The 20,584-nt window shown below is 63.6% G+C and carries 15 protein-coding genes and 2 pseudogenes; 5 read left to right on the plus strand and 12 right to left on the minus strand.

Going from position 1 to position 20,584, the window contains the following annotated elements:
• Positions 1-1,929, minus strand: coding sequence for an ATP-binding protein (locus tag IAE34_RS06255; RefSeq protein ID WP_200138002.1), 1,929 nt, complete (start codon positions 1,927-1,929; stop codon positions 1-3).
• 237 nt (positions 1,930-2,166) lie between these two features.
• Here IAE34_RS06255 and IAE34_RS06260 point away from each other — a divergent pair, with 237 nt between their 5' ends.
• The 4 genes and pseudogenes from IAE34_RS06260 (at position 2,167) to IAE34_RS06270 (ending at position 7,883) form a co-directional block, all read left to right on the plus strand.
• The gene (locus IAE34_RS06260; RefSeq protein ID WP_200138003.1) at positions 2,167-3,957 is read left to right on the plus strand and encodes a sensor domain-containing phosphodiesterase; all 1,791 of its coding nucleotides are present in this window, start codon (positions 2,167-2,169) and stop codon (positions 3,955-3,957) included.
• A gap of 176 nt (positions 3,958-4,133) precedes the next feature.
• Positions 4,134-4,814, plus strand: a pseudogene (locus tag IAE34_RS24705) (PAS domain-containing protein); the annotation flags it as partial.
• Between the two features lie 105 nt (positions 4,815-4,919).
• A pseudogene (locus IAE34_RS24710) lies at positions 4,920-5,378 on the plus strand (methyl-accepting chemotaxis protein); the annotation flags it as partial.
• Positions 5,379-5,528: 150 nt separating this feature from the next.
• Complete coding sequence (locus IAE34_RS06270; RefSeq protein ID WP_200138005.1) at positions 5,529-7,883, plus strand: FdhF/YdeP family oxidoreductase; 2,355 nt, start codon at positions 5,529-5,531, stop codon at positions 7,881-7,883.
• A 20-nt stretch (positions 7,884-7,903) separates the two neighbouring features.
• On the opposite strand, the gene IAE34_RS06275 is transcribed toward IAE34_RS06270, so the two are convergent.
• Together IAE34_RS06275 and IAE34_RS06280 are read right to left on the minus strand one after the other, a co-directional pair.
• Positions 7,904-8,701: an amino acid ABC transporter permease gene (locus IAE34_RS06275; protein ID WP_200138006.1), complete on the minus strand. Its 798-nt coding sequence runs from the start codon at positions 8,699-8,701 to the stop codon at positions 7,904-7,906.
• Positions 8,698-9,519 carry an ABC transporter substrate-binding protein gene (locus IAE34_RS06280; RefSeq protein ID WP_200138007.1) on the minus strand — a complete coding sequence of 274 codons (822 nt, stop codon included), beginning with the start codon at positions 9,517-9,519 and terminating at the stop codon, positions 8,698-8,700. Before IAE34_RS06280 ends, IAE34_RS06275 begins: the two co-directional genes overlap by 4 nt.
• 67 nt (positions 9,520-9,586) lie before the next feature.
• On the opposite strand from IAE34_RS06280, the gene IAE34_RS06285 reads away from it, so the two are divergent.
• The gene (locus IAE34_RS06285; protein WP_442793192.1) at positions 9,587-10,522 is read left to right on the plus strand and encodes a homocysteine S-methyltransferase family protein; all 936 of its coding nucleotides are present in this window, start codon (positions 9,587-9,589) and stop codon (positions 10,520-10,522) included.
• A gap of 108 nt (positions 10,523-10,630) precedes the next feature.
• Here IAE34_RS06285 and IAE34_RS06290 read toward each other — a convergent pair whose 3' ends face one another.
• From IAE34_RS06290 to arnB, 9 genes are all read right to left on the minus strand, one after another.
• Entirely contained in the window at positions 10,631-11,341 is a 711-nt protein-coding gene (locus IAE34_RS06290) for a response regulator transcription factor (RefSeq protein WP_200138009.1), read from the minus strand.
• A 220-nt stretch (positions 11,342-11,561) separates the two neighbouring features.
• Positions 11,562-12,905, minus strand: a complete 1,344-nt coding sequence (locus IAE34_RS06295; protein WP_200138010.1) for a UDP-glucose 6-dehydrogenase — start codon at positions 12,903-12,905, stop codon at positions 11,562-11,564.
• Positions 12,902-13,315, minus strand: a complete 414-nt coding sequence (arnF, locus tag IAE34_RS06300) for a 4-amino-4-deoxy-L-arabinose-phosphoundecaprenol flippase subunit ArnF (RefSeq protein ID WP_200138011.1) — start codon at positions 13,313-13,315, stop codon at positions 12,902-12,904. The genes IAE34_RS06295 and arnF overlap by 4 nt, the downstream gene beginning before the upstream one ends.
• Positions 13,312-13,662, minus strand: coding sequence for a 4-amino-4-deoxy-L-arabinose-phospho-UDP flippase (locus IAE34_RS06305; RefSeq protein WP_200138012.1), 351 nt, complete (start codon positions 13,660-13,662; stop codon positions 13,312-13,314). The genes arnF and IAE34_RS06305 overlap by 4 nt, the downstream gene beginning before the upstream one ends.
• Complete coding sequence (arnT, locus tag IAE34_RS06310; protein WP_200138013.1) at positions 13,659-15,302, minus strand: lipid IV(A) 4-amino-4-deoxy-L-arabinosyltransferase; 1,644 nt, start codon at positions 15,300-15,302, stop codon at positions 13,659-13,661. Before arnT ends, IAE34_RS06305 begins: the two co-directional genes overlap by 4 nt.
• Complete coding sequence (arnD, locus tag IAE34_RS06315; protein WP_200138014.1) at positions 15,299-16,186, minus strand: 4-deoxy-4-formamido-L-arabinose-phosphoundecaprenol deformylase; 888 nt, start codon at positions 16,184-16,186, stop codon at positions 15,299-15,301. Before arnD ends, arnT begins: the two co-directional genes overlap by 4 nt.
• Positions 16,183-18,171, minus strand: a complete 1,989-nt coding sequence (gene arnA / locus IAE34_RS06320; protein ID WP_200138015.1) for a bifunctional UDP-4-amino-4-deoxy-L-arabinose formyltransferase/UDP-glucuronic acid oxidase ArnA — start codon at positions 18,169-18,171, stop codon at positions 16,183-16,185. The genes arnD and arnA overlap by 4 nt, the downstream gene beginning before the upstream one ends.
• A gap of 4 nt (positions 18,172-18,175) precedes the next feature.
• Positions 18,176-19,186 carry a glycosyltransferase gene (locus IAE34_RS06325; protein WP_200138016.1) on the minus strand — a complete coding sequence of 337 codons (1,011 nt, stop codon included), beginning with the start codon at positions 19,184-19,186 and terminating at the stop codon, positions 18,176-18,178.
• Positions 19,183-20,331: a UDP-4-amino-4-deoxy-L-arabinose aminotransferase gene (gene arnB / locus IAE34_RS06330; protein ID WP_200138017.1), complete on the minus strand. Its 1,149-nt coding sequence runs from the start codon at positions 20,329-20,331 to the stop codon at positions 19,183-19,185. The genes IAE34_RS06325 and arnB overlap by 4 nt, the downstream gene beginning before the upstream one ends.
• Between the last annotated feature and the right edge of the window lie 253 nt (positions 20,332-20,584).

Genomic DNA, 20,584 nt, shown 5'->3' on the forward strand with positions numbered 1-20,584 from the left:
TCACAGCCGTGCGACTGGTCGGTCGAGCAAGCGCCCGACGTTGGCCTGCAACTGCTGGAGGGTGAAGGGTTTCGCCAGATGGGCGACCCGCTCGGGAAACTGACTCACCACCTCGGCGGCATCGATGAAGCCTGAGACGAACAGCACTCGCATCCGTGGGTGCAGGGCACGCCCCTGCGCCGCGACTGCATCGCCGCGTAGAGGTCCGTGCAAAATCAGGTCGGTGACCAGCAAGTGAAGGTCGGCACGTTCGGCCATCTGCGCCAGTGCCTGCTCGGCCGTGGCCGCTTCGGTGACTTGCAGACCCATGTCGCGCAACACCTCGACCAGCAATTCACGCACGGCTGCCTCGTCGTCCAGCACCAGTGCCCAGCCGTTCAGCCGCGCAGCGGTGTCGATCAGGAGGTCGCCATCGTCGCTTGCGGCTGGCACCGACGCATCGGCATGCACCGGTAGAAACAGGCTCACGCGGGTACCTTGCCCCAGCTTCGACTCGATACGCGCGGTGCCCCCGGCCTGGAGGGCGAAGTCCCTGACCATCGACAGTCCCAGGCCAGTGCCGGAACCCAAGGGTTTTGTGGTGAAAAATGGCTCGAAAGCTTTTTCGGCCACGCTATCGGGCATGCCCGTGCCGGTGTCGCTGACGCGCACGTGCACATACTCGCCGGCCCTAAGCTGCGTATCGGCTTGCCGCTCGCCCACTGACGCCGACAGTACTTCGATCAGCAACCGACCGCCCTGGGGCATGGCATCGCGGGCGTTCAGGCACAGGTTCATCACTGCACTCTCGAGTTGGTGGACATCGCAATAGCACAGCACGCGGCTGGCGCTGGCCAGCACGTCGAAGTCGATCTGCGGGGTAAGGGTTCGGCCGATCAGGTCCTTCATATCGTCGATCAACAGCCCGGCATCCACCGCTTCGCTGGCCGGGGGCTGGCGTCTGGCGTAGGCGAGCAGTCGCTGGGTCAGCGAACTGGCGCGACGCGTCGCCGTTCTGGCAAGCGCCACATAGCGCTGCAGCTCGCCGTGGCGGCCTTGTGCCAGGCGTTTGTCGATCATGTCCTGGGTATTGGTGATCACGGTCAGCAAGTTGTTGAAATCGTGGGCCAGCCCGCTGGTCAATTGGCCAAGCGCCTGCATTTTCTGACTTTGCTGCAATTGTGAGCTGACCTGCTCGAACGCTTGCTGGCGCTCCCGGAGCTGGGTCACATCCCGCGCAATAGCGGTGTAGCGACCAGGGCGCCCGGCGATCCGCCAGTTCAGCCACAGGGGTTGGCCGTCGCTGCGCACGCTTTGCGTGTCGAGTTCCGCCACCGGACGGTCGTTCAGGCTGCGCAGGGCATCGACGATTTGCGAGGGCGAAATCAGGCTATCGAACGCGCCCTCGCGCAGCTGCTGGTCGCTCCAGCCGGTCTGCCGCTCCCAGGCCGGGTTCATCGTCAGCAAGCCACCTTCATCCGACAAGGTGCAGATGAGGTCCGGCGAGAGGTTCCAGAGGCTGTCGCGCTCGTCCTTGCGGCGCTGCGCTTGCGAAATCAGGCTCAGGTTCGCCTGTCCCAGCGCATTCAGGCTGCGACGCAGCAGGGCACAGACCAGTGCCATGATGAAGGTCACCACGCCAAAGCTCGCACTGTTGGCCCACGACCCCCAGTCGGCGGTGAAACCCAGTGGTCCGATGAAGAAATACTGGGCCGCGAATACGGCCAGGGTGCAGCCCAAGGCTGACGGACCGATGCCGAACCAGAACCCGATCAGCATCAGCCCAGGAATGAAGAACAGGTAGGGAAGGGCGGTCGCCGGCATCTGCGCCCGGCCGATGCAGCACAAGGCAACGATCACGATGGCGCCCAGGTAGCGGCTCGCATCATGCCAGCGCGCGCGCTCCCAGCGCTTGACCAGGCGGACGGTCCATCCTTTGTAACAGGCCAAATAGCCCTCCGACTCACAAGTGTTCAATCAATCGGCTCGTTGGCCGACAACCTGACTACACCTTAAACACGGTGTTTCCCGGCGGACAAATAGGCTATTCGCCCTCCGCGGTCCAATAGATTTTATTGCTCCCCCCGACCAAGGCTGGTCACTGCGCATGAGTGTATTGTTTGTCTAAGCTGGCTAAATGCCGCTATTGAGGTCGGTCATTGTTTCATCAGGTTATCAGGAGGTGCCATGGGAGTTTCCACAATCGCGCAGAATGAGCGTCTGCGATTGGTCGAGGTCGACCGGCTCACATCGGCGATCGCGAATGGGTCCGATCCTGTGCTCAACAGTGTGGTGTCCATGCTCTGCGGCTACTTTCAGGTGCCGACGGCACTGGTCAGCATCATCGATCGCGACTATCAGGTGTTCAAGGCGCGTATCGGTATGGAAGGTGACCGAACGCCACGCGAGTGGTCATTCTGTGCCCATGAACTGCACCTGGACTCGATCCTCGAAGTCTGCGACACCCGGCAGGACTGGCGCTTCGCCGAGAACCCGCTTGTCACTGGCGAGCCTCATATTCGCTACTACGCCGGGGCGCCGCTGGTGGTGAGTCCCGGCCTGAGTCTGGGGCGCCTGTGCATCATCGATCACCAGTCGCGCCCAGTGCTGGACACTCGGGAGCGAGCGCTGTTGGCCAATGCCGCGGACATCGTGGTAGCGCGGCTGAAGTCGATCCACCGGCAGCATTTCTACGACAGCATGACCGGGCTGCCGAACCGCAAGCGCTTCGAGGCAGACCTGCACGAGGGGCATGCCTTCGAGGGCCAGACGGCCGTATTCATCGAGCCGATCGCCGCCTCGGCGATGGACGGCCTGGTCAAGACGCTGGGTGTCGAGTTCTTCGTGCAGTTCATGCTCGCGGTCAAGGAGGCGCTGCTGGCGGCGTTTCCCGCTGGCGCGCGACTGTACCGCACCGGAACCCTAAGCTTTCTCACGGTGATGGAGCACTGCGAACCGGCGTTGCTGCACGCGCGTCTGGACACTATCGTCGCGGCGTTGAGCCGGCCGCTGTATTGTGGGAACGTGCCGGTCTTCGCCGACGTAGGCATCAGCGTGCTGCAACTGGGCGTCGAAGCCGATGCTTCCATCGACCGACTGCGCCTGCTGGCCAGCATGACCGATGCGGCCCGTCGCAGCGAGCGCCGCTGGCTGGGTTACGATCCGCTGATCGACGCCCACCTGCGTCGTAGCACCACGCTGCTCAATGCCCTGGAGGGGGCGCTGATCGCCACCGACCAGCTGTGCCTGGTGTACCAGCCGCGAATCGACCTGAGCGTCAACCGTTGCGTGGCTGTCGAGGCCCTGCTGCGCTGGACGCACCCCGCGCTCGGCCCGATCAGCCCGGCCGAGTTCATCCCGCTGGCCGAGACCACGGCGTCGATCCGTGGCATCACCCGCTGGGTGATGCGCCATGCCTGCCAGCAACTCGCCGCCTGGCGCGCCGACGGGCTGGAGATGGTGGTTTCGCTGAACATTTCCGCCCTGGACCTGACCGACGGCCATCTGTTCGATGATCTCACCCGTGCACTGCGTGACCACGGCGTCGATCCCCGGCACCTGGAGCTGGAGTTCACCGAAAGCGTGCTGGTCACCGACTTCGACCTGGTGCAGGAGCAATTGCAGCGCTTTCGCAGCCTGGGCGTGGCCATCGGCATCGACGACTTCGGCAGCGGTTACAGCAACTGGGTCTACCTGCGCAAGATCCCGGCCACCAGCGTCAAGCTCGACCGCTCGCTGCTGGCCAACCTGCAGCCGGGCAGCAACGAATGGCACATCATCCGCAACCTGGTCAGCCTGCTGCGCGACTTGCGCCTGACCGTCGTGGCCGAAGGCATCGAGACCGACCTGCATCACCACCTGCTCAGAGGATGGGGCTGCGACCAAGGCCAGGGCTACTATTATGCCAAGCCCATGCCGGCCACGGACCTGGCCACCTGGCTGGTCAAGGGAGGCGGGCGTCCGACCACCGTTTTCTAGCGTTCATCGTGCCACCGACGTCCTCGACCATCGAAGGTCGAAGACCTTCTGCAACTACGGTTACTGCCCACTGAAGGGATGCGAGAATGTTCAACGCCAATCTGAAGAAAGAGATCGACCGGCTCAAGCTCGAAGTCGAGCAGTTGCGCAGTGCCGAGCGCAGCAGAAGCGAGCAGATGCTGGAGCTGACACTGAACCGCGAGCTGCAGATCACTGCCGCCAACGCCAACTTCGCACGCCTGGTCGGAGTCGAGGTTTCACGCCTGGTGGGCAGTTCCCTGGCCGGCATCACGCCCACCTATGTGAAGGAACTGCAGTGCTACAAGAACTTCATGGCAGCGGTGAGCAACGGCACCGGCGTCAGCGACGACTACCGCTACATCGCAGCCGACGGGCGCCTGGTGTGGATGCGCGCGGCCTTCTGTCCCATCAAGGGCAAAGATGGCACGGTAACGCATATGTCGGGCTACGGCATCGACGTCACTGCCGCGATCAACAAGGCCCGGGAGAATGATGAGTTCATCAGCGCGTTGTCGCGCTCTACCGCGGTGATCGAATTCGAACTCGATGGCACCGTCATCAATGCCAATCAGAATTTCCTCGACACCGTCGGGTATACCCTGCCCGAGATCGTCGGCAGGCATCACAGCATGTTCTGCGACGCCGTCTACGGCAATTCACCTGCCTACCACCAATTGTGGCAGCGGCTCAACGAAGGCCAGTTCGTCGCCGACCGCTTCCGTCGCCTGGACAAGTCCGGGCGTGAGCTATGGCTGGAAGCCTCCTATAACCCGGTGCGTGACACCCGTGGCCAGCTGTACAAGATCGTCAAGTTCGCCACCGACATCACCGATCAGGTGCACCACGAGATGGAGGTCAGCTCGGCGGCCGGGGTGGCGTACGACGTATCGCGCAAGACCGACGATTCTGCCCGCCGGGGGGCCTCGGCGGTGACCGACACGGTGCAGACCATGAACCGTATCGTCAGCCAGGTCAGCAGTGCCTCGGCCGGCGTTGAAGCGCTGGGGCACCAGTCGCAGCTGATCACTTCCATCGTCTCGACCATTGGGGGAATCGCCCAGCAGACCAACCTGCTGGCGCTCAACGCCGCCATCGAGGCCGCCCGCGCTGGCGATCAAGGCCGCGGTTTCGCCGTTGTCGCCGACGAGGTGAGGAAGTTGGCTGGACGCACCAGCGTCGCTACCGAGGAAATCGTCGAAGTGGTGCAGAAGAACAACACCCTGGTGGAGGAGGCGGTGCTGAGCATGGGCGAGAGCAGAAAACAGGCGGAGATGGGTCTGTCCCTGGCGAGCCAGGCCGGCAAGGTGATCACCGAAATCCAGGAGGGCGCCCAGGAAGTGGTGACGGCGGTGGGACGCTTCGCCACGCATATTTCCGTCGATACCGAGGTCAAGGCCTGAGGCGTTCGGTGGCCGCGGGGACGCCTCAGGCGTGTGCGGTCGCCCGGGGATCCAAAAGGCTGCCCTGGCCAGCGTCACGCCGCTTGAACTTTCATTCCAAGGACTTTCTCGAACCTTCAGACTCCCTCTTCTGAACAGCGAGACGGCCCCATGTCGCTCATCCACCCCCAGGTTCACTACAAGCCCTATCAATCGGCTGCCGGGGGTTGGGGATCGGCCCGTTCCGTCATGGCCATCCTCTGGCGAGAGCAGGCCATGGGTAACGCGCCGCTGGCGCTGTTCAAGCAGAACAAGCCCAAGGGCTTCGCCTGTGTCAGCTGCGCCTGGGCCAAGCCTGGCGACCCTCACGCCCTGGAGTTCTGCGAGAACGGCGCCAAGGCCACGGCCTGGGAACTCACGCGCCGTCGCACCGGGCCGGAATTCTTCGCCGCGCATACCCTGACCGAGCTGCGCACCTGGAGCGACCACGCGCTGGAGCAGCAGGGCAGGCTGACCCACCCGATGCGTTACGATGTGGCCAGCGATCGCTACCAGGTGACCACCTGGGAGCAGGCCTACGCACAGATCGGCGCCCAGTTGCGTGACCTCGATCCGCAACAGGTGGTGTTCTATGCCTCGGGCCGCGCGTCGCTCGAAGCCTCGTTCATGTATCAGTTGCTCGCCCGTGGCTACGGCACCAACAACCTGCCGGACAGCTCGAACATGTGCCACGAAAGTACCTCGGTCGGCCTGCAGGAGAGCATCGGCGTCCCTGTGGGGACCGTTACCCTGGCCGACTTCGAGCACACCGACTGCATCTTCTTCTTTGGTCAGAACGTCGGCAGCAACGCCCCGCGCATGCTCCATCCCTTGCAGGAGGCGCGCAAACGGCATATCCCCATCATTACCTTCAATCCATTGCGCGAGCGGGGCCTGGAGCGCTTCGTCAACCCGCAGTCGCCACGTGAAATGATCGGCCCAGAGTCCACCGTGATCAGCACCCAGTACCACCAGGTGAAGATCGGAGGCGACCTGGCGGCAGTGACCGGCATCATCAAGGCCTTGCTGGCCATGGACGAGGCTGCGCGCGCCGCAGGCCGCCCGGCCGTGTTGGACCATGCCTTCATCGCCGAGCACACTCAAGGCTTCGAGCACCTGCGCAGCACCGTCGAGCGCTACAGCTGGGAAACCCTGGAGCGGCGCTCCGGCCTGGGTCGCGCCGCCCTGGAGGCCGCTGCCACGGTGTACGCGCGCAGCGAGAGGGTCATGGTGGTGTATGGCATGGGCATGACGCAGCATCGGCACGGTGTGGAAAACGTGCAGATGCTGGTCGACCTGCTCCTGCTCAGAGGCAACATCGGCAAGCCTGGTGCCGGGATCTGTCCAGTGCGCGGCCATTCCAACGTCCAGGGGCAGCGCACCGTCGGCATCACCGAGGACCCTGCCAAGGTCCCGTCCGAAAAGCTCAAGGCGCTGTTCGGCATCGACGTACCTGCGCGAAAAGGGCTAGCGACCGTGGACACCTGCGAGGCGATCCTCGATGGCAGCGTCAAGGCGTTCATCGGCCTGGGCGGCAATTTCCTCCGAGCGATTCCGGACACGCTGCGCCTGGAGCAAGCCTGGTGCGGTCTCAGCCTGAACGTGCAGGTCGCGACCAAGCTCAATCGCACCCACTTGCTCCCCGGCGCCGACGGTTGGCTTCTGCCGTGTCTGGGACACATCGAAATCGATCGGCAGGATGGCCAGGTCCAAGCCTACAGCACCGAGGACAGCACCGGTTGCGTGCGCGGCTGGCTGGGCACCAATGAACCGGCCAGCGACCAATTGCGCTCGGAGGTGGCGATCATCGCCGGCCTGGCCGAAGCGCTTCTGGGCGAGCGCTATGCCATCGCCTGGGGACAGTGGCGGCAGGACTACTCACGCGTTCGCGCGGCGATCGCCGAGGTGTACCCGGAGATCTTTCATGACATGGAGACGCGCATGTGGCAGACCGGTGGCTTCCATCGGCCCATCCCGGTCAATCAGCGTCAGTGGCCCACGGAGTCGGGCAAGGCGCAGTTCGTGGCGCCCCAGGGCCTCAATGCCGACGACGACGTGCTCGACCAGGAGCCACCCCGCGACGTGCTGCAACTAATGACGCTGCGCAGCAACGACCAGTTCAACACCACCGTTTACGGCTACGACGACCGCTTCAGGGGCGTGCACGGCACCCGCAGCGTGGTGTTCCTGAATCGCAGTGATCTGGTGCGCCTCGGGTTCGCCGCGGGTGATTGGGTCACCCTGCGCACGGCGGTAGAGCCACAGGTCCTGCGCGAAGCGGGTCCTCTGCAGATCATCGGCTACGACATTCCGGAAGGCTGCGCGGCTGCCTATTACCCGGAGTGCAATCCACTGGTGCCGTTGTGGCACCATGCCGAGCGCAGCAAGGTTCCTGCCGCCAAGTCGGTGCCGGTAACGCTGCACCGCGCAGCGCCATCGGCTGCCCAGCTCGAGCGAGCGGTCCCTGCTACCGACCAAGTGCGCTGATTCCTCGTTCAGGAGGGCCCTCAGCGTTGGTAGGCCTTGCCGAAATGCCGCTCCAACCGTGCCTGGACTAGCTCCAACAGGATCGACAGCACCCAGTAGATCACGGCCGCGGTGGTCAGCATCTCCAGGTAGCGGTAGCTGGAGCGGCCATAGGATTGCGCCAGGAACATCACCTCCCACACACCCATCACCGAGATCAGCGACGAATCCTTGAGCATGGAGATGAACTGGTTGGCGGTCGGTGGGATGATTACGCGCATGGCTTGCGGCAGGACGATGCAACTGAAGATTTGTCGGCCGCGCATGCCCAGCGCCAGTGCTGCCTCACGCTGCCCTCGCGCCACACCAAGGATCCCTGCACGAAAGATTTCGCTCAGGTAGGCGCCGTAGTTCAACGACAAGGCCAGGATGCCGGCGCTGATCGCACCGGGGACCAGCCCGATCTGCGGCAGTCCCAGGTAGATCAACAAGATCTGGATCAACAGCGGCGTGCCGCGGAAGAACGACGTGTAGAAACTGGCCAGCCCGACCAGGATTGCGCTGGTGGAAAGGCGCGCCAGAGCAGCGGCGAAACCCAGCAGCACGGACGCCAGCATCGCGCACAGGCACAGGAACAGCGTCAGCGCCGCGCCTTGCAGAAAACCATTGGGCCCCAGCTTGAAACCGGCCAGATTCGGGAATTTTTCCAGGATGATCGAAAATTTTAGATCGAAGCTCAGGAAAAAGCCGATGAACAGCACCAGCAGTACCAGCCATGTCAGGTAGAGGCGAGTTCTGAAGCCCAGTAACGGTTTGGAGGAGGGTGGTCGCGCGCTCATTTGCTGATATCGGCACCGATCCATTTTTCCGACAGCTTGGTCAGGGTACCGTCGGCCTTCAGTTCGGCGAACACCTCACGCACCTTGGCATTCCACTGCGGGTCGCCTTTTTCGATGGCTACGGAATTGGGCTCTTCGTACAGGGGCGAGCCGGCCAGCTTGAAGCGCTTGTCCTGGTCCAGTCGAGGCTTGGCGGTCACCAGGTTGGTAAGAATGGCATCCAGCCTCACGCCAGCCCCCAGGCCCAGGTCCTGGAACGCGACGTTGTCGGTGTCGTAAGGCGCGATCTGCACGAAGTCGAAGGGGTAATCGATCTTGCGGTTCTCGTCCCCCTCGATGACCAGATTCTTGTTCAGGTAGCTTTCGTAACTCGACGCGCTGGTGAGGCCGACCTTGCGCCCCTCCAGGTCCTTGGCGCCGTGAATACGGTCATCCTTGGCATTGACCACGATCACCGCTGGCGAGGCGTAGTACTCGACCGGGAAATCGAAGACCTCGGCGCGCGCCTTGCTCGGGGTCATCGAGCAGATGCAGATGTCATAGCGCCCACTCCAGCGCCCGGCGGCGATGACGTCCCAGGAGGGCGTCTCCAGGCGCAGCTTGACCCCCAGGCGCTCGGCAACTGCCTTGGCCACGTCCACATCGAAACCATCGAGCTGGTTCTGTTCGTTGAGGAAGGAGAACGGCGGATAGCTTTCCATCAGCACGTTGACCAGTTCCTTGCGCGACTCGACCCGGTCCAGCGTGGCGCCGGCGATGGCGGATGAGGCGGTAGCGAGCAGCACGAGGCCGGCGCCGAGCAAGGCTGGAAAACGCATGTAAGTACCTGAATGGTTGGCGAAAAGTGAATTCGGATATTTAATAGGTATAAATCCGGCGTTCATAATGAATTTTCCTCATAAGAACCTGCAGAGAGGTTATATGAATCAACCTGCGACAGTTATTCTCGACGGCGGCATGGGCCGTGAACTCCAACGCAGCGGCGCACCTTTTCGCCAACCGGAATGGTCCGCTCTGGCGCTGACCGAAGCGCCCGAGGCGGTGGTCGGCGTGCATACCCGTTTCATCGAGGCCGGCGCCCAGGTCATCACCAGCAACAGTTACGCAGTGGTACCGTTCCATATCGGCGAAGCGCGCTTCGCCGCTGAAGGACAGGGCCTGGCGGACCTCGCCGGCCAACTGGCCCGGCGTGCCGCCCAGGCGGCCAATCATCCGGTGCGGGTGGCCGGATCGCTGCCACCGCTGTTCGGTTCCTATCGACCGGACCTGTTTCAGCCCGAGCGAGTCGCCGAGGTTCTGACGCCCCTCGTGCAGGGCCTGTCCGCGCATGTCGACCTGTGGTTGGCGGAAACCCAGAGTGCGATCGCCGAAGTGCGCGCCATCCGGTCCCACCTTCCCGACGATGGCAAGCCATTCTGGGTGTCCTTCACCCTGGAAGACGAGCATGTGAGTGAGGTGCCGCGTCTGCGCTCCGGCGAGCCGGTCGCCGAGGCCGTTGCCGCCGTGATCGAACTGGGTGCGGCGGCGGTACTGTTCAACTGCAGCCAGCCCGAGGTGATCGGAGGGGCGATCGATGTCGCGCGCAGTGTCATCGATGAGCGTGCTGCCGATGTCGCCATTGGCGCCTATGCCAACGCGTTCCCCCCGCAGTCCAAGGAAGCGACCGCCAACGATGGCCTGGACGAACTGCGCGATGATCTGGACCCGCCAGGCTACCTGAAATGGGCACAGGGCTGGCGTGGCCGCGGTGCCAGCATGATCGGCGGCTGCTGTGGAATTGGCCCCGAGCACATCGGCGAGCTGGCACGGCAGTTGCGCTGACCTCGATCTTGATCGCGCGGTCCGTGTAGATCAAAGGATGCAGCGCAGGATGCCGCCTGAGCACATCGAACGCCCTCACGAGCGGACAGCCTTAGGCGCCTGCGCCCGTTACAGCGCGGGGGCCTGGAACGCATTGAAGCGGTACCCGGCCGCGCGGACGGTCAGCGGCACGCCGTGTACACCCGCGGCCCTGAGCTTGTGTCGCAGGTTATGGATATGAGTATCGATCACCCGGCAGTAGGCGTCGCTGGCAGGCATGCTCAGGGACAGCAGTTCATCGCGGCTGTAGGTCTTGTGCGGCGCCTTGAGCAGCGCGGCGAGCAGCAGCAGCTCGGTCTTGGTCAGGGCGAGCAGCGTCGAGCCTGCGCGACCGGTGCGTACGCCTGCCACCAGTCCCTGGAGATCGACCCAGACGCCTTCGCATTCGAGGATCACGCCGGGTTGCTGCGCCTGTTCCACACGCCGCAGCACGGCCTGCATCCGCGCCATGGCTTCCCGAGGGCTGAACGGCTTGTGCAGATAGTCATCCGCGCCTAGACGCAGCGCGCCGATCTTTTCCGATTCATCGACCATTGCGGACAATACGATGAGCGGCGAGGCGCAGCACTGGCGTATCTCCACCAGCATCGGGCGACAGGTCGTGCGCGAAGCGGGCATGTCCAGCAGTATCAGCAAAGGGTCGAGTCGCACGATGAGTCCGCGCGCCACCGTTGGGGTAGGCGCGATCACCAGATCGAAACCCTCTCGTCGCATGAACGGCAGCAGGCTGTTGGCCGTGCCGGGCTGGCCTTCGATTATCAGTATGGGGCGCTGCGACAAGGGATACCTCGATCAAGGTTGTCCAGGTGGCCCTGGCCGCGTGGCTCGATAAAGATCGGCAACGTTGGACAGGACCCATTCGCACTCACGATCGTCCTTGAGCGCGATCGAGCGATACGTGCCAGGCGTTTTACCGGGAACCTGATGAACCAGCACGTGGGCTTTTCCTGAACTGATCGCGGTGAAGTCGACGCTCACTGTTCGCAGTGCCGTTCAGCCCTCACACGGTGTGAGTACAGGACCGACCTCTGCCGATCGGGAAATAGACGAACCCATGGCGCTCCATCCGCTCGGGGTCGTAGAGATTGCGTCCGTCGATGATCACCGGTGTGTCCAGACGCCGTTTGATCGCCTCGAAGTCCGGGGCCTTGAATTGCTGCCAGTCCGTGCAGATGACCAGGGCGTGGGCACCCGTCAACGCGGCCTCCGGTGTTCCCATCAGGGTCAGTCGATCATCGTGACCGTAGACGCGCTGGGTCTCGAGCATGGCTTGCGGATCGTAGGCATTGACGTGTGCACCATGGGCCCACAGCGCTTCCATCAGCTCGCGACTTGGCGCATCGCGGATGTCATCCGTGTTGGGTTTGAAGGCCAGCCCCCAGAGGGCGAAGACCTTGCCCGAAAGGTCCTCGCCGAACTGCGCCTTGATACGTTCGAACAGCTTGTGCTTCTGTCGGGCATTGATGGCCTCGACGGCCTGCAACAGTTCGCTGGGGCATTGCACGCGCTCGGCAGTGTGGATCAGCGCCCGCATGTCCTTGGGGAAGCAGGAGCCGCCATAGCCGCAACCGGGATAAATGAAGTGGTAGCCGATGCGAGGGTCTGCGCCCATACCCTGGCGCACCGATTCGATATCGGCGCCTACCCGCTCGGCGAGTTCGGCGATCTGGTTGATGAAGCTGATCTTGGTAGCCAGCAAGCCATTGGCGGCATATTTGGTCAGCTCGGCGCTGCGCAGGGCCATGAACAGCATTCGATCGTGATTGCGGTTGAAGGGTGCATAGAGCTCGCGCATCACCTGGCGAACCGCCTCGCTGTCGGTGCCGACGATGATCCGGTCGGGGCGGCGGCAGTCAGCCAGCGCTGCGCCTTCCTTGAGAAACTCCGGGTTCGAGGCGATCTCGAAATCCAGGCGACGCCCCGTCTCGTTCAGGCGCTGCTGCATGTGCTCCCGAAGCCGATCTCCCGTGCCCACGGGAACCGTCGACTTCTCGACGACGATGACCGGTGCCGTGCGAAAGCGGGCGATCTGCTCTGCGACGGCGAACACGGCCGTGAGATCGGCCGCGCCATCGAGCCCCGGCGGAGTGCCTACGGCGATGAATTGCACCCGTCCATGTTCGACGGCCAGGCGAGCATCGCTGGTGAACGCCAGCCGTCCGCCGTCCAGTCCCTCGCGCAACAGGGTTTGCAGCCCAGGCTCGAAGATCGTCGCGATCCCCTTCGACAGCGTCTCGACCTTGGCTTGATCGATGTCCATGCAGACGACCTCATGACCGACCTCGGCCAGCACGGCCGCTTGGACCAAGCCCACGTAGCCACTCCCGAACACAGTGATTTTCATGATGATTCCTTGGATGACGGGGCGCCGCACTCGAGGTGTCCAGCGCAGGTGTTCATCAGCCAGATGCCGGCGACGATCAGGCCTACCGCCAGCAGGCTGGACGGCGAGAACCGGGTGTCGAAAAATGGCAGGCTGGCCGAGAGGAGGTAAACCAGGGCATAACTCAGGCTCAGCAGCCCGTACGCCCTGCTCAGCGGCAGGTGGCGTAGCGCTCTGAGCCAGAAACCCATGGAAATCAGGTAGGCCAGGATGGCCAGTGCCACGCAGGCCACTGCCGTGGCGGGCCACGGATCCTGGGTCCAGTGGCCAGGATGGGGCAGCCTGGCCATGCCCCAGTGCATGCCCAATTGCGCCAGGCTGACCAGCACCACACTCAGGCAGGCGTCGAACAGCCCCTTGTGCAGGGTCATCGGATCCACCCCAGCATCGACACGCCGCTGGCGATCAGGGCAATACCCGCCAGGCTGCGTGCATCGAGGACCTCGCCAAACAGATAGCGGCCCGTCAGTGCCACCAGGATGAAATTCACACTCAACATCGGGTAGGCGATACCTACATCCATCCGCTGCAGCACCAGCAACCAGCACGCCAGCGCCGATCCCAGACTGACCAGCGCCACCCAGGGCCAGGGAGTACAAATCAGCGCTGCAGAGGAGACCGCAGGATCCAGTGCTGCCCAGCGACGCGCGGTGAGTTTCTGCGCCACTTGTGCGCAACAGGTCAGCAACGAGGTGGCGAGCACGAGCATCAGGGTCATCGCGACTGCTCGAGAATCAGGAGTGTCAGACGGCCAGCGGAGTAGCGTTTGGCTTTCGCCAGCACTGGTGGCAACGTCAAGGGCGAGTCGTCCTTGCTCCTGAGCAGGATGCCAACCGACCCACTCTGCCGCTGGGCCTGCAGCCAGTCATCGAACGCTTCAGGCACGACACTGCGGTGGCTGTGCTCGACGTACGACAACCCGTATTTGAGTTCGCCCCGGGTGCCATACAGTGTCACCTCGGACGTCTTCAGGCGCCATGCGAGGGCCGAGGCGGCGCCCAGGTCGTTGCTGACCAGGTGGCGTACGCCTGCCAGTTCCGCCAGGTGTTCGTCCACGAACCGGTCTGGTGTCTTGTTGTACACCACATGGTGGGGCATCGCCGCGGGGAGGATGGCGATGAGCGTCCAGAGGCCCAGCAGCGGGGCATACCAGCAGCGCAACGGCTGTAGCACCTGAGTGAGTCCGGCTGCTCCCCAGATCGCTACGACGAGCGCAGCGAGCATCAGAAGCAGCGGTTGATCGACGTACAGCGGCCGTTGCCACTGCAGATACGCCAGTACCACGCCGGCGATCACCGCTATGCAGAGATTGATCGCGCCGTTCAAGCGCAGGGCGGCCGATCGGCGCTCGTCCAGGCGCCTGTCGATTGCATGCGCCATGATCAGGGCCAATGGCATCAGGCACGGCATGATGTAGGTGGGCAACTTACCGCGACTGATGCTGAAGAACACGAACGGCAGTACCATCCAGAGCAGCAGGAAGGCCATCTGAGCAGTAGCTCGATGCTGCCAGGCCTGCTTCAGGCTCGCGGGCAACAAACCGGCCCAGGGCAGTGTCGCTGCCAGGAGCAGTGGCAGGTAGAACCACCAGGGCCGAACGTGCTGGGCGTCCTCTGCGGCGAATCGACGGATGTGCTCGTGCCAGAAAAAGAAGTTCCAGTAATCGGGCTCGCGGCCATGCACGGCCAATGCCCAAGGCGCACTGACCAGCAAGGCCACCACCACCGCCAGCGGCCCGTAGCTCAGCAACGGCCGCCAGCACTTGTGCCAAAGCGCATAGGGTACGACGACTAGCACCGGGAGCAGCCAGGCCAGAAAGCCTTTGGTGAGAAAACCCATGCCGCAGGCCAAGCCGGTCACGGTCCACAAGGCGAGGCGTTGGCCCCTGCCATGAGCATTCAAGGCCCACCAGGTGGCCGCTATGCTCAGGTTCACCCACCAGGTGAACTGGGGGTCGAGATTACTGTACCCGGACTGGCCGGCGATCAACCCGAAGCTGGCGTAGAAGGTAGCGGCCAGCAGGCTGGTACGGCGATTGCGCCAGAGGCTCTGTGCCAGCCAGTAGACCAGCAGGGTGCTGAGGGCCGTGGCGACCAGCGAGGCGATACGCACTCCCAGCAGGTTCTCGCCGAACAGCGCTTGGCCGGCCGCGATCATCCAGTAGCCAGCCACCGGTTTCTCGAAGTAGCGCATGCCGAGGAAATGCGGAGCGATCCAGTCGCCGTCCCGGAGCATGGCCTGGCCGATCTGCGCATAGCGTGTCTCGTCCGGAATCCACAAGCCATGAAAACCCAGCGGCACCACATAGAAGAGCAGGAAGATGGCGCCCAGCAGCGCCCCACATTGCGCACGACTCATGCTTGCACCACCCCCACCCAACCATCGCGTCCTGCCACCGCCCCGCGCTCAAGGCGGGCGCTGGGCAACGCGTGGATGTCTTCGGGCAGCAGCGCGCCGAGCGGCACGAACCCAATACCCGAGCAGTTCGCCCGGTGCAGCAATCGACCGAACTCGGGCGCCATGCGCAGGCCTTCCACCTCGGCATGCACCGTGTAGACCGCGTCCTGGCCACGACCGAGGCGCTCGAGGATGAGGTCGTTGAATGCCTGGGCCGACAACCCCGGCCCGACGGCTTCATCGAAGGTCGGCAGGCTCACCGGGATCTGCGGTGCGCCCAGGCTGCCGTCAGGCAGGCGAGGCCGGAAGATGGCGCGGCCGCGACAGTCGCTGTTGTAGCGAAATCCCAGGGCTTGCTTGGCGGCGACGATCCGGCTGTCGGCACGCCAGCCAGGTGCTGCCGAGCAGGTGACCGGCTGATCGAGGATGTCTTCCAGGCATTGTCTGCCACGCTGCAGGTGGTCGCGGAGCCTGGCGGTCGACCAACGCCCGGCCCAGACCTGCCAGGCATGGTGATCCCAGGCATGCAATCCGACCTCATGGCCGGCCTGCAGCGTGCGGCGCATGATCGGCCCGAGGCTTCTACCGATCGGCTTGCCCGGCCAGGCGGTGCCTGCCAGCAGGATGTCCCATCCATACAGGCTGGCAGCCTTGGTTCGCAGCATCTTGCCGAGAAATTGCGGGCGGGCCAGGCGCCACAGGTGGCGGCCCATGTTGTCCGGACCTACGCTGAAGAAGAAGGTCGCCTTGATACCGGCCTTGTCGAGCAGGTCGAGCAGGGCGGGTACGCCTTCGCGTGTGCCGCGCCAGGTATCCACGTCGATTCGCAAGCCGGCGCGGATCATTGTGCGCTCCTGCGCTCGGCCAGTGCTTCTTTGAGGAAGAAGTCCAGGGTCTTGCCGACCGTTTCGCTGAGCTCGATGCCGGGCTGCCAGCCCAGTAGGCGGCGGGCATTGGTGATGCGCGGAGTGCGATGGGCCACGTCCTGGTAGCCCTCGCCGTAGAAGCTGCGGTTCTCGATGTTCTGAAAGCCCGCGAAAGGCGGGAAATGTCGACGCAGCGGATGCGCTTCGAACTGGCGCAGCAGTTCTTCGCCCAACTGTCGAATGCTGGCCTCGTTGCCTGGATTGCCAATATTGATGATCTGGCCGTCACAGGTCTGATCGCGGTCGTCGATGATACGGGCCAGCGCCTCGATACCGTCGGCGACGTCGGTGAAGCAGCGCTTCTGTTCACCTCCGTCTACCAGGCGGATGGGGGTACCTTCCACCAGATGCAGGATCAGTTGGGTGATCGCCCGCGAGCTGCCGATGCGCGCCGAGTCCAGACGATCCAGCCGTGGTCCTACCCAGTTGAATGGGCGGAACAGGGTGAACCGCAGTCCCTGTTTGCCATAGGCCCAGATCACCCGATCGAGCAACTGCTTGGAAACCGAATAGATCCAGCGCTGTTTGCTGATGGGCCCGACGACCAGGTTGGAGTGATCCTCGTCGAATTCGCCGTCCTCGCACATGCCATACACTTCCGACGTCGACGGAAAGACGACGCGCTTGCCGTACTTGGCGCAGTAGCGAATGATCTTGAGGTTTTCCTCGAAATCCAGCTCGAACACCCGCAGCGGATTGCGCGTGTACTCGATGGGCGTGGCGATCGCCACCAGCGGCAGCACGATGTCGCACTTCTTCACATGGTATTCGATCCACTCCGAGTGGATGCTGATGTCGCCTTCCACGAAATGAAAACGCGGGTTGCGCTTCAAGCGTTCGATGGCGTCGGAGCCGATGTCCATACCGTGAATTTCGTATCGCTCGTCGCGCAGCAACCGCTCTGACAGATGGTTGCCGATGAAGCCGTTGACGCCCAGGATCAATACCCGTATCGGCCGTGCGGGAGTGGTGTGCGCAGCCCCTAGCATGCCACCTTCGACCAGCCCCAGTTGGCGTCCCAGTTGGGCCCCGGCCTGATACAGTCCATGGTCCTCGCATTGGGCGAAGCGCACCACCAGGGAGTCTTCCCCGCAGGCGATGCGCAGCGGATCGGCGCTGAGCACGGTTCCAGGCGCCTGGCCAAGATTGCCTGGCAGTACATCTGCATCCCAGATGATCAGCTTGTGAGCGCCGGCCGGGCAGAACGCGCCGGGGTAGGGATGCGTCACTGCGCGTATCAGGTCGTAGAGCTGGTTCGCCGGGCGTGTCCAGTCGATGATCCCGTCGGCCGCACTGCGGCGACCGTAGTAGCTGGCCTGAGCTTCATCCTGCAGCACCTCGGTCAGCGCACCGGAGGCCAGCAACGGCAGGTTGTCGCGCAGCAAGTCGGCGGCGGCGGCGCGCAGCTTCTGATGCAGCAGCAGGCCGGTATCGGTCCTGGCGATGGCGACTGGGTATTGCGCAAGTATCGGCCCGGCGTCGGCACGGTTGACCATGCGATGGAGGGTCACGCCGGTCTGGGTCTCACCTTGAATGATCGCCCAGTTGCCAGGCGCTCTACCGCGATAGCGTGGCAGCAGTGAGCCATGCAGGTTGAAGGCGCCGCGTGTGGCGCACGCCAGGATAGGCTCGCCGAGCAGTTGGCGGTAGTAGAAGGAGAACAGGAAGTCGGGTGCGAGCGACTTGATGCGTTCCACCCAAAGAGGATGGTTGACGTCGTCGGGGGCATATACCTCGATGTCGCGTTCTGCGCAGAATTGCGCCACCGAGCGGAAGAAAATCCGTTCGTTGGGGTTGTCGGCGTGGGTGAAGACGGCCTTTACCTGGTAACCGGCATCGATCAGGGCTTCGATGCCGGTGCAACCGAAGTCGTGGTAGGCAAAGACGACTGCTTTGGCGTTCATGGAGTCAGGATTCTCTGGCAGGAAGGTGTGTATCGGCGTTCGGCATCGCGTCAGCGCAGCCTTGCAGGTCGTTGCGCACGACCCGCTCTATGAGGAACCGAGGACGCGCCCGGACGTCGCTGTACATGCGCCCGAGGTACTCCCCCAACAGACCCATGCCCAGCAGCTGGAGGCCCGAGAGGGTGAGCAGCACTGTCAGCAGAAGGGTCAGCCCGGCGCCTGCCCATGCTGCATCGAACACCAGGTACAGGATCGGCAAGGTGCAGGTGAACAGGGCGCCACCCCCGAGCAGAAGAGTGCCGCACAGGCTCATGGCCCTCAGTGGCAGGGTGGTCATGCAGGCCACCAGGTCGAACATGAGGTTCAGCAGCCCCATCGGGCTGTATTTGGATTCGCCGTGCTCGCGTTCGCAGTGTGCGACCTGGATTTCACACGTATGCCTGGCGAAGGTGTTGGCCAATACCGGGATGAAGGTGCTGCGTTCTCGGCACGCCAGCATGGCGTCGACGATAGGCCGTCGGTAGGCACGCAGCATGCAGCCGTAATCGTGCATGGCCACGCCGGTGGCCCGTTTGACCGCCAGGTTGATCAACTGCGACGGCCAGCGTCTCCAGGCCGAATCCTGGCGGCGCTCGCGCACCGAGCCGACCACGTCGTAACCCAGCGCTGCTTGCTCGACCAGCCTGGGAATCTCCTCCGGCGGGTTCTGCAGGTCGGCATCCAGGGTAATGACCAGGTCGCCCCTGGACTGCTCGAACCCTGCGAGGATCGCGGCGTGCTGGCCATAGTTGCGATTGAGCAGCACCGCCACCACCGGACTGCCGTGCGCCGAGGCAGCTTCCAGCATGAGGGTCGAGGAGCGATCCTGGCTGCCGTCATCCACCAGAATGATCTCGAAGGCCTGAGCCAGCCTGTTGCAGGCCGCGAGGGTACGGGCCAGTAACTGAGGCAGGCTGGCCTGTTCGTTGAACACCGGAATCACGACCGACACCAACTCGAATGCGATGGGCTTCATCCGTGTTTCTCCACCAGTGCCTCGATCGCCGAGACGACCCGGTCGACATCCTCTACGGTCATGTCGGGAAACAGCGGAAGGGAACACAGCCGTGAAGCGTTCCATTCGCTTTCGGGCAGACGCACACTCGGATAGGCGCCACGGTAGAAGGGATGCAGATGCGCGGGCATGAAATGAATGCCACAGCCGATGCCGAGCTGTTTCATGGCCTCGATGAATCTGTCGCGCGTCAGGCCACTGCTGGCCGGGTCGATGCGCACCACCAACAGGTGCCAGGCGTGGTGGAACGGGTAGGGCGGAACCGCCAGCGGCGTGATGCAAAGCGCCGCGAGACGATCCAGGTAGCGCCTGGCCAGGACCTCACGGCGAGCATTCATCGCTTCCAGGCGTTGCAGTTGCACCAGCGCCATGGCCGCGTTGATGTCTGCCAGGTTGTACTTGAAGCCAGGTTCGAGCACCTGGGCCTGCGGCGCACGTCCATGGCTCAGTCGATCGAACGCATCGACCCCTAGCCCATGGAATTTCAGGCGCCGCGCTCGTTCAGCCAAAGCCCCGTCATCGGTGACCAACAGGCCGCCTTCGGCGCAGGTCAGGTTCTTGATGGCATGGAACGAGAAGATCGCCGTGCCGCGCGCGCCCACTGGATCGCCTCTATAAGACGTGCCCACTGCGTGTGCCGCGTCTTCGATCAAGGCCAGGCAATGTCGCTCGGCCAGGGCTCGCAGGGGTTGCAGATCCAGCGCCGCTCCGGCGAAGTGGACCGGAATGATCGCCCGGGTGCGCGGGGTGATGGCTGCTTGCACCTGATGCGCATTGCACATCAGGGTGTCTCGATCGACATCGACGAACACCGGTTTGGCGCCGAGCAGCGAAATGATGTTCGGTGTCGAGACCCAGGTCATCGACGGCGTGATCACCTCGTCGCCTGGGCCAATGCCCAGCGCCATCAGGGTGATGTGCAGCGCGGCGGTGGCGCTGGACATGGCAATGGCATGCTGGCCGCCCACGGACGCGGCGAAGCGTTCTTCGAGCTCCTGGCTCTTGGCGCCAGTGGTGATCCAGCCGGATCTGAGCACCTGCTCGACAGCGGCGATCTCTGCTTCGCCCACGCTGGGGCGAGAAAAGGGTAGAAAATGCTGGGTCATGCAGACCTCGGTAGCGGACTAGAACGCACGGAACGCAGCGGTTCCTGAAGCGCAGTGATGCTAGCGAGGGTATGTCGAGGGATTGTTCAGGGAAGCTGTACGGGGCCTGAACGAACGGGCATTGGTCGAATTCGAGTCAGCCCACAGATGGGCAGCCACCGGTCGTGGCTGTTTAACGTCTGAAAACTGCAAGCCCTTGCTCGGGGGCTGGGGATCAGGACGTGCGAGTACCCACTGCAGCCGGTGCGCTTGG

Origin of the sequence: Pseudomonas sp. S30 (assembly GCF_016518545.1) — a bacterium.
In the GTDB taxonomy this organism is placed as follows: domain Bacteria; phylum Pseudomonadota; class Gammaproteobacteria; order Pseudomonadales; family Pseudomonadaceae; genus Aquipseudomonas.